Source organism: Microbacterium sp. CBA3102, assembly GCF_007954505.1.
Lineage (GTDB): Bacteria > Actinomycetota > Actinomycetes > Actinomycetales > Microbacteriaceae > Microbacterium > Microbacterium aurugineum.
Map to the genome: position 1 here is coordinate 208,579 of NZ_CP042412.1, position 13,779 is coordinate 222,357.

At 68.8% G+C, this 13,779-nt stretch carries 15 protein-coding genes; 8 read left to right on the forward strand and 7 right to left on the reverse strand.

The annotated features are described in order from the left end of the window. Positions 1 to 32: 32 nt before the first annotated feature. The 4 genes from FGL91_RS01115 (at position 33) to FGL91_RS01130 (ending at position 3,201) form a co-directional block, all read left to right on the forward strand. Positions 33 to 1,073, forward strand: coding sequence for an ATP-binding cassette domain-containing protein (locus tag FGL91_RS01115; RefSeq protein ID WP_153242834.1), 1,041 nt, complete (start codon positions 33 to 35; stop codon positions 1,071 to 1,073). Further along, the gene (locus FGL91_RS01120; RefSeq protein ID WP_131492407.1) at positions 1,070 to 1,849 is read left to right on the forward strand and encodes an ABC transporter permease; all 780 of its coding nucleotides are present in this window, start codon (positions 1,070 to 1,072) and stop codon (positions 1,847 to 1,849) included. The genes FGL91_RS01115 and FGL91_RS01120 overlap by 4 nt, the downstream gene beginning before the upstream one ends. Positions 1,850 to 1,968: 119 nt before the next feature. After that, the gene (locus tag FGL91_RS01125) at positions 1,969 to 2,886 is read left to right on the forward strand and encodes a hypothetical protein (RefSeq protein ID WP_153242835.1); all 918 of its coding nucleotides are present in this window, start codon (positions 1,969 to 1,971) and stop codon (positions 2,884 to 2,886) included. 9 nt (positions 2,887 to 2,895) lie between these two features. Beyond that, positions 2,896 to 3,201: a DUF4229 domain-containing protein gene (locus tag FGL91_RS01130; protein WP_047520932.1), complete on the forward strand. Its 306-nt coding sequence runs from the start codon at positions 2,896 to 2,898 to the stop codon at positions 3,199 to 3,201. Positions 3,202 to 3,216: 15 nt separating this feature from the next. Here FGL91_RS01130 and FGL91_RS01135 read toward each other — a convergent pair whose 3' ends face one another. From FGL91_RS01135 to FGL91_RS01145, 3 genes are read right to left on the reverse strand one after another with little or no spacing between them, the layout of a single operon-like run. After that, positions 3,217 to 4,191, reverse strand: coding sequence for a 1,4-dihydroxy-2-naphthoate polyprenyltransferase (locus FGL91_RS01135; RefSeq protein ID WP_153242836.1), 975 nt, complete (start codon positions 4,189 to 4,191; stop codon positions 3,217 to 3,219). Between the two features lie 51 nt (positions 4,192 to 4,242). After that, positions 4,243 to 4,533: a DUF4287 domain-containing protein gene (locus FGL91_RS01140; RefSeq protein ID WP_047520928.1), complete on the reverse strand. Its 291-nt coding sequence runs from the start codon at positions 4,531 to 4,533 to the stop codon at positions 4,243 to 4,245. Between the two features lie 18 nt (positions 4,534 to 4,551). Continuing rightward, positions 4,552 to 4,914: a cupin domain-containing protein gene (locus tag FGL91_RS01145; protein ID WP_153242837.1), complete on the reverse strand. Its 363-nt coding sequence runs from the start codon at positions 4,912 to 4,914 to the stop codon at positions 4,552 to 4,554. A gap of 45 nt (positions 4,915 to 4,959) precedes the next feature. Here FGL91_RS01145 and FGL91_RS01150 point away from each other — a divergent pair, with 45 nt between their 5' ends. Continuing rightward, entirely contained in the window at positions 4,960 to 5,985 is a 1,026-nt protein-coding gene (locus FGL91_RS01150; RefSeq protein ID WP_134352122.1) for an ArsR/SmtB family transcription factor, read from the forward strand. 9 nt (positions 5,986 to 5,994) lie between these two features. On the opposite strand, the gene FGL91_RS01155 is transcribed toward FGL91_RS01150, so the two are convergent. After that, a complete protein-coding gene (locus FGL91_RS01155; RefSeq protein ID WP_047520924.1) occupies positions 5,995 to 6,453 on the reverse strand; it encodes an Lrp/AsnC family transcriptional regulator in 459 nt (152 codons plus the stop codon). Between the two features lie 72 nt (positions 6,454 to 6,525). On the opposite strand from FGL91_RS01155, the gene FGL91_RS01160 reads away from it, so the two are divergent. Both FGL91_RS01160 and FGL91_RS01165 read left to right on the forward strand, forming a co-directional pair. Next, complete coding sequence (locus tag FGL91_RS01160; RefSeq protein WP_153242838.1) at positions 6,526 to 7,965, forward strand: DUF6421 family protein; 1,440 nt, start codon at positions 6,526 to 6,528, stop codon at positions 7,963 to 7,965. A 131-nt stretch (positions 7,966 to 8,096) separates the two neighbouring features. Next, the gene (locus FGL91_RS01165; protein ID WP_153242839.1) at positions 8,097 to 8,756 is read left to right on the forward strand and encodes an SDR family NAD(P)-dependent oxidoreductase; all 660 of its coding nucleotides are present in this window, start codon (positions 8,097 to 8,099) and stop codon (positions 8,754 to 8,756) included. A 24-nt stretch (positions 8,757 to 8,780) separates the two neighbouring features. On the opposite strand, the gene FGL91_RS01170 is transcribed toward FGL91_RS01165, so the two are convergent. Then, entirely contained in the window at positions 8,781 to 10,244 is a 1,464-nt protein-coding gene (locus tag FGL91_RS01170) for an MFS transporter (protein WP_153242840.1), read from the reverse strand. Between the two features lie 55 nt (positions 10,245 to 10,299). Here FGL91_RS01170 and FGL91_RS01175 point away from each other — a divergent pair, with 55 nt between their 5' ends. After that, entirely contained in the window at positions 10,300 to 11,367 is a 1,068-nt protein-coding gene (locus tag FGL91_RS01175; RefSeq protein WP_134352125.1) for a threonine aldolase family protein, read from the forward strand. Between the two features lie 83 nt (positions 11,368 to 11,450). Here the strand turns inward: FGL91_RS01175 and FGL91_RS01180 are convergent, their stop codons facing one another. Beyond that, positions 11,451 to 12,845: an MFS transporter gene (locus tag FGL91_RS01180; protein ID WP_153242841.1), complete on the reverse strand. Its 1,395-nt coding sequence runs from the start codon at positions 12,843 to 12,845 to the stop codon at positions 11,451 to 11,453. A gap of 154 nt (positions 12,846 to 12,999) precedes the next feature. Beyond that, the gene (locus FGL91_RS01185; RefSeq protein WP_153242842.1) at positions 13,000 to 13,770 is read right to left on the reverse strand and encodes an SDR family NAD(P)-dependent oxidoreductase; all 771 of its coding nucleotides are present in this window, start codon (positions 13,768 to 13,770) and stop codon (positions 13,000 to 13,002) included. Positions 13,771 to 13,779: the final 9 nt, after the last annotated feature.

A 13,779-nucleotide genomic window follows, 5' to 3' on the forward strand; every position in this document is an offset into this window, starting at 1 on the left:
ATCTGTCCGCATTTCTTTCTACGCTCCCCCTCATGAACGAATCCCTCATCGAGACCGAAGGCCTGACCAAGGTCTTCACCGTCAAGAAGACACCGGTGCACGCGGTGACCGATGTCTCCTTCACCGCCGTGCGCGGCGAGCTCGTCGCCTTCCTCGGCCCGAACGGCGCAGGCAAATCGACCACCCTCCGGATGCTGACCACTCTGATCCCGCCGACCTCCGGTCGCGCGACGATCGTCGGACACGACATCCGCACGGACGCAGCCGGGGTGCGCGCGCGCATCGGCTACGTCGGGCAGCTGACGAGCGGCAGCTTCTCGCAACGCGTTCGGGATGAGCTGCTGAGCCAGGGCGCGTTCTACGGGATGTCTCGCCGGGACAGCGCACGGCGGGCGAGCGAGCTCATCGAATCGCTCGATCTCACCTCTTTCGCGAACCGCAGCGTGCAGCAACTCAGCGGCGGGCAGAAGCGTCGACTCGACATCGCGCTGGGGCTCATGCACGCTCCGCCCCTGATCTTCCTCGACGAGCCCTCCACCGGACTCGACCCGCAGAGCAGGGCCAACCTCTGGGAGCACATCCTCGACCTGCGCACCCAGCACGGCACAACCGTCTTCCTCACCACGCACTACTTGGAAGAGGCCGACCGTTACGCCGAACGAGTGATGGTCATGGACAAGGGCCGCATCATCGCGGACGACGACGCCACCTCCCTCAAGGCGAAGCTCGCCGGAGACGTGCTGACGTTCGGATTCGCGGATGCTGCCGACGCGGCGAGCGCGCGGAGCGTGGTCGCTCGTCTCAGCGCGGCTGAGGTCACGGTCGAAGACTCCGAGATCTCGCTCGCGGTCCCGGAGGGCGACAGGCTGCTCCCGGTGGTCGTGCGAGAACTCGACGCCGCCGGCATCACCGTCCATCGGGCGACCGGAGTGCCACCCACCCTCGACGACGTGTTCCTCGCTCTCACCGGACGCACCCTGCGCGAGGCCGGAGAGGGCGCCGAGGCCGCCGTCGACTCGCCCGATCCCGCACCCTCCCTCTCGGGGAACGACATGACAGGAGTCCACTCATGACCGACAACGACACACGCGTGCGCCCGAACCTCGCGCGCGACACCGGCAATGTGCTGAGCCGGGAGCTCAAGCCCGTTCTGCGCGACCCGTTCACGCTGATCTTCAGCCTCTTGCAGCCGCTCATCTTCCTGGGACTGTTCGCCCCGCTGTTGATCGGCGACTCCGGGCGACCGGCCGGCGAGACCCTGGCCTGGTTCGTGCCGGGCGTGCTAGTGATGATCGTGCTGTTCGGCACCGGGTCCACAGGATCGAACCTGCAGTACGAGATGATGACCGGCTCGCACGAGCGCACACTGGTCGCCCCGCTCGCCCGCTCCTCGCTGCTGATCGGCCGTGCACTCAAGGAGATCGCGCCCATCGTCGTGCAGGCACTCGTGATCGTCCTGATCGCGTGGCCCTTCGGATTCACGGTCGACGTCCCCGGCCTGCTCATCGGGCTGGCCTTGCTGGCCGTGTTCGGGGTGGGCCTCGGCTCACTGTCGTACTCGCTCGCGCTGGCGACGAAGGACCGGGAGTGGCTCTTCTGGGGGGTGCAGCAATCGTTGATCTTCCCGCTCCTGATCCTGTCGGGGATGCTGTTGCCGCTGGACGCGGCGCCTGGATGGATGCGAGTGGTCGCCTCGTTCAACCCGGTGAACTGGGTCGTGCAGGCTGAGCGCGCACTCTTCGCAGGCGACCTCGGGGATGAGACAGTGATGTGGGGCTGGCTCTCGGCGCTCGCGGTCGCGGTCGTCGGACTGGCCGTCGGCGTACGCGCCATCCGTCGCAGCAGTTGACGCGAGTGCGAAACCCGGACGCGGCGTCGGCCCGTCAGCATGTCGTCCCGCGACACACCGACAACCGCACGACGCGTCTGGGTTTCGGCAACGCCCTCGGATCAGGGACGATGAGGAGCATGCTCTGGCCCTTCGGATCGACCTGGCGCCCGGTGCGGTGGAGACGGCGCGACGCCCTCGAGCTGCGCTGGCTCTCGGCCCGCACGTGGACCCGCCGCTGGTACCCGCAGGGCATCGACCTCGGCAGCTGGCGCGACCGCCCCACGATCGCCGTGAGCTGGTTCCGGCAGCGCCTCGACGGCGTCCATCTCGCCTCCCGCGTCACCCTCGTCGATCGGGAACGCGCGCGACACCTGGACATCATCCTCGTGGTCACCGGGGACGACGGCGAGCTCGAGCCGGCGCCGATCCACGCCGGTGGCCTCGCCTGGTTCGGGGATCGATTGTTCGTCGCGGCGACGGGACGCGGCATCTGGGAGTTCGACCTCTCCGACATCCGCCAGGTCCGCGGCGCCGACGCCCGACGACTCGCCGGAGCGCGCGCCCGCAGGAGCCGTGCCACCGCGCTCGTGGCCGTGCGCACCGCCGTGCATCCGGTCGCTCTGCGCTGCTCCTTCCTCGGCCGGGTGTTCGACGACGACGGCTCTCCCCTCCGACGCGTGCTCATCGGCGAACACCGCACCGACGGCAGCGGCCGGATCGGCGAGTTCTCCATCCCCGAGGACCCTGAGGACGCCTTCCTCGAAACGGACCGCTTCGCCCCCGACATCGCCCGCATGCAGGGGGCGGTGCGGTGGGGCGACCGCTACTTCGTGTCACAGTCCGACCAGTTGCACCCCGGCGTGCTGTGGAGCGGTCCGCAGTCCGCGCTCACCCGAGATCGCGCGGCACTGCCGGTCGGCTGCGAGGACCTCGCACTCGACCTCGACGCCGAGCTGCTGTGGACGCTGGGCGAACACCCCTGGCGGCGCGTGGTGCGTGGCATCCCCTTCGCTCACCTGGGCATCGGCGACGGAGGCAAAGCACAGCGAACGTAGACTGAAGGGGTGAAGAAGCCCGCCCCTTTCCTCGTCTACACCGTGCTGCGGCTGCTGGCATTCCTGGTGCCGCTCGCCATCCTGTGGTTCTTCCTCCCGATCTTCCGCGAGTTCTGGTGGCTCGCGGCGATCTTCGCCGCCCTCATCGGGATGAGCATCTCGATGCTGTTCCTGCGCACGCCCCTCACCGACGTCTCCGCCCGCTTGCAGGAGCGTCGGGAGAGCCGCTCCTCCGGTGGTCAGGCCGACGCGGAGGCCGAGGACCGGGCCATCGACGATGCGAACGAATCCGTCGACGACGACCCGCGGGTCTGACTCTCGCGCGCCGGGTCAGCCGACGAACGCCCAGAAGAGAGCGCCCGCGTAGAGCAGCGCGGTGAGAGAGGTGAGCGCGAGCGCGGTCACCAGCTCCTTCGGCTGCCGGTACGACCAGACGATCGCGATGGCGGGGAGACCTGCGAGCAACGCCAGCAGCGAGATCCACGCGATCGGGAACAGCAGCGCCAGGACGGCCGCGATGCCGAACGGCACCAGGACGAACAGCGTGAACAGCACCTGGGTCGCCCGGCGCCCGATCAGCACGGTGAGCGTGCGCTTGCCGACCTCGCGGTCCTGATCGATGTCTCTCAGGTTGTTGGCCAGCAGGACGGCGCATGCGAACAGGCCGGCGGCGATCGCCCCGAGCCAGGCCTGCTGCGGCAGGTCGAACACCTGCACCCACGTGGTGCCGAGCGTCGCCACGAGCCCGAAGAACACGAACACGAAGACCTCGCCCAGGCCGTAGTAGCCGTAGGGACGCTTGCCCCCGGTGTAGAACCACGCCGCGATGATGCACGCGGCACCGACGGCGAGCATCCACCACTGCCCCGTGCGGATCACGATCGCCAGCCCGACCGCTGCGGCGAGCGCGAAGAAGCCGAGACCGATGATCAGCACGGTGCGGGGCTTCACCCGTCCGGAGGCGGTGAGCCGCGCCGGGCCGACGCGGTGGGTGTCCGTCCCGCGGATGCCGTCGCTGTAGTCGTTCGTGAAGTTCACACCGATCTGCAGCAGCACCGCGACGGCGAGGCAGGCGAGCGCGATGACCCAGTGGAACTCGGGACCGGTGCTGCGCGCCGCCCCCGTGCCGATGACCACCGGCGCGATCGCGAGCGGCAGCGTGCGCAGCCGTGCAGCCCCGATCCAGTCGGATGCCGTCACCGGCCCCGCTTCGACGACCGGACGCTTCGCCGGGTTGCCGCTTCTGCGGGTCGGCGTGCGCTGGGCACTCGGGGCCTTCTTCTTGCGCTGGGAGGATGCTGCCACGCAGGGAATCCTACTGGCCGGGGCGATGCGCGGCCTGCGCGTGCGGAGGGATCAGGCGTTCGGATTGCTGTCCTTGCCGTCGAGCCACAGGGTGTCGGAGGCGTCCCCGTGGGCGCCGCCCTTGCCCACGTGCTTGTCACTGATCTGTGGACCCTTCGTGATCACGTGCACGAGCGCCATCGCATGGCCCTGTCCCAGCTGATAGTCCTCTTTGAGCCACGCGACGATGGGCGCGGCCTTGGTCGTCTGGTCGAAGCCCTTCTCCGTGGCGCGTTCGATGAACTGTCGCGGGGTGAGGCCGGTCTTGGTCTCGATGTTGTCGAGGTATGCCTGGAAGGACATGGGGTCTCCTACGGTGTGTCAGTCCTCGTCGAGGAACGTCTGGATGATGGTGGCGGAGGCGTGGATGCCGATGATCTTGAGAACCCCGTCACCCGCATTGATGAAGCGGTGCGGGATGAAAGCGGGGCCGGTGGCCGTGTCTCCGGCCTCGGCGACGAACGTCTCCTCGCCCACCGTGATCGAGGCGACGCCCTCGATCACGACCCAGGTCTCAGGATAGGGATGCCAGTGCAGCCCCGGCCCCTCGCCCGGTTGATTCTCGACGAAGAAGTACGACACCTCGGCGCCGTGTTCGACCCCGACGAATCGGCGGCTGCGACCCGAGCCGATGCGGATGTCGGCGCCGGCGACGACCGCCACGGGAAGAGATGTGCTGTTCATGATCCCAGTCTCGACAGCGAAGGACTCACCCCCTAGAGTTTCGATGTGCATCGAAACTCCGGTCCGATCGAGGGCATTGAGCATCCCGATCATCGGGTCGAGTTCCACCTCACCCCCGGCGACGTCGAGGCGGTGCGGTTCGGCATCTCGCCCGGTCACGAATTGGCTCACGCGGTACGTGTGCTGCGGCGTCCGGCCGCGCATCCGCTGCAGTGGGGATGGCTGCGGGCCGTTCGCGATCGTCTTCCGCGCGACGACTTCGCCCTGCTCACCACCGTGATCGGAGATGACGGCTACCTGCCCGACTTCCTGACCACCGCTCCACGGTGGGATCTGACGCCCGAGGTCGAGCTCGAGGAGCTGCGCGGCGCACCGCTCGAGCCGATGCGCGTCGACTTCGGGAAGATGGTGGTGCGTTCGACCGGCGCTCGACGACAGGCGCTGCGCGAGATGCAGGATCACCCCGAGCGCGCCCGCGGCCTCATCGCGGACGCCTGCGCCGCCGTCTGGGACGCGGCGCTCGCCCCGGTGTGGCCGCAGCTCGAACGCCTGCTGCGCGCCGACATCGCCGTCCGCACGCGCGCGATCGCGAGCACGGGCATCGCGGGGATGGCCGGCGACCTGCACCCTCAGGTGACCTGGGGTGCAGGTGCCGTCCGCGTCTCCCTCCGCCGTCACAGCGAGCAGGTCGACTGCCGGGGAAGCGGTCTCGTCCTGGTCCCCTCGGTCATGTCGTCGTGGGGGTGCATGGTGCTCACCGAGCCTCCCGCGCAACCCACCCTGTTCTACCCCGCCCGAGGCGTCACGGCCGGCTGGGCGCGGGACGCGACCGACATCGCCGATGCCCTCGGCGCGCTGCTGGGGCCGGCCCGCGCCGGCATCCTGCTTCGGGCCGGCACCGCGCGCACCACCTCGCAGGTCGCCCAGGAGGCCGACGTTGCGATCTCCACCGCCTCGCATCACCTCGCCGTGCTCCGAGGCGCCGGCCTGATCGCCAGCGAACGCGATGGCGCCAGGATGCAGCACCTGCGCACCCCGCTCGGCGAGGCGATGGTGGGCGCCGTGCTCTGAGTCGCGCGGCTACTCGGTCGAGCCCACCGGGATGATCGGCCGGTGCTCGTAGTAGGTCTGCAGCACCACGGTGGTGCGCGTGCTGACGTTCGCCGCGAGGCGCACGTCCCGCACGAGTTCCTCGAGCGCCCGCGGAGTCGGGACGCGGACGAACAGCATGTAGCTCGCGTCGCCGGCGATGGAGTGGCAGGCCTCGATCGCGCCGAGGTGCTCGAGCATCTCGGGCGCGTTGTCGGGCTGAGCCGGATCGAGCGGCGTGATCTCGATGAAGGCGGAGAGCGGCGTGCCCACCTGCTCGGGGTCGAGGATCGCCCGATATCCGGAGATCACGCCGCGCGTCTCCAGCCTGCGCAGGCGGGACTGCACCGCCGAGACCGAGAGCCCGACGGCATCCGACAGCTGGGAGAGCGTGGCACGCCCGTCGCGGGAGATCGCGGTCAGGATCGCGCGGTCGACAGAGTCATCCATGGCTGTAAGATTATCGTCAGGATTCCGTTTATGCAGGAATCTTTCCGTCTAAATCTCTGATCGGAGGTCCCGATGTCCCTTCTTTCCGCCAACAGTTCCGCTGTTCAGGCCATCGTCGGCGAACCCGAGGTCGTCGAGGACGCAGCGATCGCCGAGCAGTCCGCCGCCTGGGCGCAGCTCAAGGACGCCGCGATCGCGATTCGCGAGATGCAGATCAAGGACGGCTCGATCCCCGACGCCGCGCACCACGCCGCAGCCCGCGAGCTCGTCGGCGCGATCACCGGCGCGATCCGCGCACTCGCCCCCGCCTTCCCGCATGACGCCGAGTACCTCGCCGCATCGGTGGTCGACTTCGACCGGTGGGCATCGGAGGACTTCGGCGTGCCGGACTTCCTCGACTCGCTCGTGGCCTTCCAGCCGCAGCAGCACCGAGTCGACGGCATCCGCCACCTCGTCGTGTTCCCGATGTACACCCAGAACGGTTCGAGCGACCGCCTGGTCGAGGCTCTGATCGTCGAGACCATCTGGCCTGAGTTCATCGCCGCTCTCGAGGCCGGCGACTACGGCAACAAGCTGTTCGTCTCGCTGCGTCTGGTCGATTTCACGCCCGGCTACGACACCAACTCGGCCGTGCTGTTCCCCGAGACCGTCGCGATGCGCGAGATCCCGACCTTCACGTGGGGCGCGATCTTCCAGGACCGTGAGGCCGCCCGCTACCGTCGCGTCACCCGTGCCGCGGCCGAGATCACCAACCTCGAGCTGCCGGAGCGCGCGGCCGCGATGCTCGACGACCAGCAGGTGGCGGAGAAGACCTTCGTCATGTGGGACATCATCCACGACCGCACGCACATGCGCGGGGATCTGCCGTTCGACCCGTTCATGATCAAGCAGCGGATGCCGTTCTTCCTCTATTCGCTGGAGGAGATGCGCTGCGACATGACGGCGTTCCGCGAGTCCGTGAAGATCGAGCGCGCGCTCGCAGCCCGCATCGCCGCCGGCGAGGAACTCACCGAGACCGAGCAGGAGATGCACGACTACGCGCACCTCGTGCAGTACGCGGTGATCTTCGACCGCATCTTCCGGTTCGCCATCACGGGCACCCGCACCCGCAACTACGACGCGGTCGGCGGCCAGCTGCTGTTCGCCTGGCTGCACCAGCGCGGTGTGCTGCACTGGACCGACACCGCCCTCGCGTTCGACTGGGACAACGTGCCCGACGCCGTGGTCGCTCTGGGAGACGCGATCGACGACCTGTACTGGCACTCGATCGACCGCCCGAAGGTCGCGCACTGGCTCGCCGCGTACGAGCTCGTCCGCGGCACGCTGACCCCGCACCCCGCCTCGCAGTGGGCGCGCGGTCTGTCGGACGAGATCCTCGCCGGCGCACCGAGGGGCTATACGGACGCGGTGATGGACGACGAGTTCCCGCTGTCGATGTTCTTCGAGACCCTCCACAAGAAGATGAAGCCGGTCATCGAATCGACCGTCGGCATCCGCGGCACGGACGACTGATGACCACGCGCGCATCGCGCGCGTTCCGAGTGTGACGCTGGGGCGCACCGCGCTGCGGCCGGAACCTGTTCTGCGAATTCTTCCGCGGGTTCCGGCCGCAGAAGCCCCTCCGACGCGGAAGAGTGGGAGACATGGCTGAACAGACGGATTCGAGACTCTCCGGCCGCAGGGTCGTGCTGGCGGGAGCGACCAGCACTGCGGGTCTCGCGGTCGCGCGTGCCCTGCACGGAGCCGGTGCGCACGTCATCGCCACCGGTCGCTCCGCCGACAGACTGCAGGAGCTCGCCGATGCCGGCGCCGAGGTCGTGGTCGCCGATGCGACCTCCCTCGCGGAGATGGCCGCACTCGCCTCCCGGTCGGGAGCCGTCGACGCGGTGATCCCGCTGGTGGGCGGCTGGCGCGGCGGCGGCGGCCTCGCCGGGCAGTCGGACGAGGACTTCGCCGCATTGCTGCCCGCCCTCGAATCCGTGCGCGCCACGAGCCGGGCTTTCGACGCCGCGCTGCGCGCCTCCGAGGCCGGACGATTCGCGATCGTGTCGTCGACCGCCGTCGCACGACCCCTCGCCGGCGGAGCGAACTACGCCTCCGTCAAGGCCGCCAGTGAGGCCTGGGCGCGGGCGGTTGCTCAGGGGTACGCCAAGGCCGCGCGGGAAGCCGGGGTACCGTTGCGCACCGCCTCCGTCGTGCTCCGCGCCAAGGCTCTCGACCCCGAGGCTCTCGCAACCCGGATCCTCTCGCTGTGGGACGCCGACGCCGCCGACCTCAACGACCGGGTGTTCGACCTGGAGTGAGTCCGGACGGGATCCCCGCCGCGCTCAGCGGGCTTCCGGCGGTATGCCCGGTACGACGGGCGGGGCCTCCACGTGCCGGACCTCGGCGTGCTCTTCCGGCTCTTCTCCCCCGCTCGCGTCCGGGCTGTGCGGCGCCGACCCCTCGGCGTCTCCCTCGGGCGTCGGGATGTCCTGCTCCGGCGCCTGCGCATAGAGCTCGGTGAGCTTGCGGTACGAGCGGGTGAAGAAGGCGAGCGTCGCGGCCACCACCATGATCAATCCCGCGAAGAGGCAGATGAGGGCGATGCCCCGGGCCTCGCCCTCGCCGAGCAGCCACCCCCACTGCTGCTGCCCCTCGGCGGTGTTCATGTACGGGATGATCAGGAACTCCGCGATCGGGGCGATCAGGAACGCGGTGATCGGCGCCGCCGCCGCTTCCATCGCCGCCGCGACCCCGAACACCCGCCCCTGTCGCTCGAACGGGACGACCTTCTGGATCACGGTCTGCTCCGCGGCCTCGACCGGCGGCACCAGTGCCATGTACACCCACATGCCGACCACGTACAGCGGCCACCACTCGCGCAGCATGAACACCGAGCCCAGCAGCCCCATCGCGATGACCACGAGCAGCATCGTGCGCATCGGCTTGGGGCCGAGGCCGAACTTCGCCACGAGCGCACCACCGATCAAGAAGCCGGTCGACGCGAACGCCAAGGCGAAGCCCCAGGTCTGCGCGTCGAACAGGGTCAGCCCGTACGGATCCATCAGCGCCATGTAGACGCCGCCGATGAGGTTGTTGAACGTGGAGAAGATGATGAGCGCGAACAGCCCGGGAGCGAGGCGGATCACCTTCACACTGCCGCGGAAGTCGAGAGCGCTCGACGCCTCGGGGTCGGGCTTCGGCGTCCCCTCGGGGATGCGGATGAAGAGCAGGTGCGCGAAGGTGAGCGCCATCGCAGCGATCGCGATCGCGAGGGTCCAGCCCATGCCGAGGAACCCGATCGAGAGCCCCGAGAACACGCTGGTGACCAGGAAGGCGATGCCCTGCACGGTTCCCACGAGGCCGTTGGCGTTCGCGCGGCGGTCTTCGGGGATGAGCAGGGTGACGGTGGTCGAGAGGGCGATGTTGCGCAGCTGCTCGATCACCCCGCCGAACAGGATCACGCCGGAGAACAGCCAGAACCACGGGCCGCCCAGATCGAGGAGCGCTGCTTCGGGCTGCCAGAGATACAGAGCGCCGGCGACCAGGAAGGCGGCCGCCGAGATGACGCTCGAGATGACCATGACCGTGTGCTTGCGGTTGCGGTCGACGATGGTGCCGAACGCCATCGCGAAGAACGCGATGAAGAGCATGTACGCACCGCCGATGATGCCCGTGGCCAGCACGGACTGCGTCTCGATGTAGACCCAGAACGTGAGCGCGAACCAGAGGAAGCTCGTCGTCACGTTCGCAATGAGCGTGTTGACGAGGACGTTGCCGAAAGCCCTCTTGGCTGCGGTGCGCTCCATGGGTTAGAGGGTAGGGCGGGGCGGGGACATCCGGTAGGGCGATTAGGCTTGAGCGGTGAGCATCCAGCATGATCCCGCGATCCGCGGCTTCGCCAGTGACAACTACTCCGGCATCCACCCCGACGTCCTCGCGGCGATCGCCGCGGCGAACGGCGGTCACCAGAGCGCCTACGGCGAGGATGCGTACACCGCCCGCCTGCAGGAGGTCTTCCAGGCGCACTTCGGCGACGGCGTGGAGGCGTTCCCCGTGTTCAACGGCACGGGTGCGAACGTGACCGGCCTGCAGTCCATGCTCCCCCGGTGGGGCGCCGTGATCGCGGCGTCGACCGCGCACATCAACGTCGACGAGGCTGCCGCCCCGGAGAAGATCGGCGGCTTCAAGCTGCTGACGGTTCCCACCGACGACGGCAAGCTCACCACCGAGCTGATCGACCGCGAGGCCTGGGGCTGGGGCGACGAGCACCGGGCGCAGCCTCTGGTGGTCTCGATCACGCAGAGCACTGAGCTGGGCACCCTGTACACCGCAGAAGAGATCCGCACGATCGCCGATCACGTGCACGAGCGCGGCATGAAGCTGCACCTCGACGGCGCCCGCATCTCCAACGCCGCCGCCGCCCTCGACCTGCCCCTGCGTGCTTTCACCCGGGACGTCGGCGTCGACGTGCTCACGTTCGGCGGCACCAAGAACGGTGCGATGCTCGGCGAGGCGATCGTGGTGCTGAACCCCGACGCCGCCGAAGGCCTCAGATTCTCGCGCAAGTTCAACATGCAGCTGTCGTCGAAGATGCGCTTCGTCTCGGCCCAGCTGATCGCGCTGCTCGAAGGCGACCTCTGGCTGCGCAACGCTCAGCACGCCAACGCCATGGCGGCCCGTCTGCGCTCCGAGATCGAGGCCGGCATCGCCGAAGGATCCATCCACGGCGTCGGCTTCACGCAGCCGACCCAGTCGAACGGCGTGTTCGCGACGCTGCCCGACGGCGTCGCCGACCAGCTCCGGGACTCGTTCCGTTTCTACGACTGGGATGCCGCCCGCAAGGAAGTCCGCTGGATGTGCGGCTTCGACACCGAGGAGGCCGACGTCGACGCGTTCGTCGCCGAGCTCTCCCGTCTCACGCGGCGCTGACCCGGGGCCGACCTCGGCGCGGTGCTCCTGGAACGGGCGCGCACCCCGAGGGATGCGCGCCCGCCCGTCCGCTTCCGTCCGCGTCAGTCTCCGGACGCCCTCTCCGGGCCCAGCAGGGCATCGGCCTTCGCGCTGAAGAACCGCGTCGCCCACATCAGGATCGCTCCGAGGAACGCGAAGACACCGAGCGACACCACTCCCCACGCGCCGCTGTCCGTCGGGATCGACTCGTTGACGGCGGTGCGCATGATCGGCGCGACGAACCCTCCGAGGTTGCCCAACGAGTTGATCAGACCGATACCCGCCGCAGCGGCCGCTCCGGTGAGGAACGACGTCGGGAACGACCAGGTGATCGGACCCGTCGACAGGAACGCCGCGACGGCCACGGTGATCGCGACGATACCGAGCAGGCCCTGCCCGTTCGCGCCGGCCCAGGCCGAGACGAGGATCGCCAGTCCTGTGATCAGGAAGAACAGCGCACCCCAGGTCCGGCGACGCCGCAACGTCGTGGCGTGCTTGCCGACGTAGTAGCAGGCGAACAGGCCGCAGGCCCACGGGATGGCGGAGACGAGGCCGACCTGCCACCCGACGGATTCCCCGATCAGGCTCGAGACCTGCTGCGGCAGGTAGAAGGTCGTGCCGTAGACGGCGATCTGCAGGCAGAAGTAGATGGTGGTGAAGTACCACACCTTCCCGCTGATCAGCGCGGCCCCGATACCGCGCGGACCGTCCTGTTCCTTGACGGCGTCCTCATGCGCCATGACCTCCTTGAGCGCGCGCTTCTCGTCGTCATCGAGGAACTTCGCCTTCTGCGGGGAGTCGACGAGGAAGGAGAACGCGGCGATTCCGGCGAGTACCGCGAGCGCGCCCTCGACGAAGAACATCACCTGCCACCCGGCCCACGGGGTGAACTGGTCACCGAAGCTGATCAGTCCGCCCGAGAGCGGCGCGCCGAGCATCTGCGAGAAGGGCTGAGCGAGGTAGAACAGCGCGAACATCTGCACGCGACGCTTGTTCGGGAACCACTGCGACAGGAACATGATCACGCCGGGGAACAGGCCGGCCTCGGTCACGCCGAGGAGGAAGCGCAGGATGATGAACATCGGCTCACCGTTGACGAAGGCGAACGCGGCGGCGACGATGCCCCAGGTGATTGCGATGCGGGCGAGCCAGAAGCGCGCTCCGAACTTGTCCAGCAGCAGGTTCGAGGGGATCTCGAACAGCGCGTACCCGATGAAGAAGATGCCCGCACCGAGGGCGTAGGCACCGGCGGTGATGCCGCGGTCGACCTCGAGCGCAGCCTCCGCGAAACCGACGTTCGTGCGATCGAGGAACGCGACGAAGTAGAGGATGATCAGCATCGGCATCAGCCGGAAAGTGGCCTTCTTGATGCCGCTGGCGAGATGCGGACTGGACAGCAGATCCGACGCGACGTCGGCGTCTGCCCGTGTCGTGGGACCGGACGGGATGGGTGACATGTGGACTCTCCTTTGAGTGCTTCTCACGAGGGACGGTGGGCTCAGGCGCCCAGTGCCGGGATGATCAGGAAGAGGCCGACGGCCACGCAGATCACGCCGAGCGCGAGAAAGGCGATGCGGCCCCGGGACCAGGTGCGGTTCATGGTCTTCTCCTTCAGTGCATGTAGAGGCCGCCGTCGACGTTCAGGGTCTGCCCCGTCACGAAACCGGCGTCTTCGCTGATCAGGTAGGCGACCGCCGCGGCGATGTCCGTCGGGGTGCCGATACGGGGAAGCACGCCGTCCGCGGCCATCGCGGTCTTCCGCGCCTCGGTCAGGGTGCCGCCCATGATGTCGGTGTCGATGGGGCCGGGCGAGATCACGTTCGCGGTGATGCCGAGCGGGCCGAGCTCACGGGCGATCGAGCGCATGAGTCCGACGACGCCGGCCTTGGACGCCGAGTACGGGGTCTTCGAGAACGTGCCGCCGCCGCGCTGGGCGGAGACCGAGGAGATGCCGACGAGCCGGCCGACGCCGTTCTCGGCGAGTGTGCGCGCCACGCGCTGGGTGACCCAGTGCGTCCCTTCGAGGTTGATCCGCTGCACACGGTGCCACTCCTCGGGTGTGACGTCGAGGTAGGGGACGGGCGACGAGACACCGGCGAAGGTCGCCAGCGCCACGATCTGCGGAAGTGCCCCTTCGAGGGCATCGACCGCGGCGACGGCCTGGTCGTGGTCCGACACGTCGGCCCCGACTCCGGCGGCGCACACGTGATGGGTCTCGGCGACCTCGGCCGCGGTGCGTGTGGCGGCCTCCACGTCGAGGTCGATGATGCCCACGTTCCACCCGCGCGCGGCGAGATGGAAGGCGGCCGCACGGCCGATGCCGCGGGGGCTCGCCGCTCCGGTGAGGATCACCGTGCGTTCTTCGGGGAAGGGGGATGCCACGGCGGACTC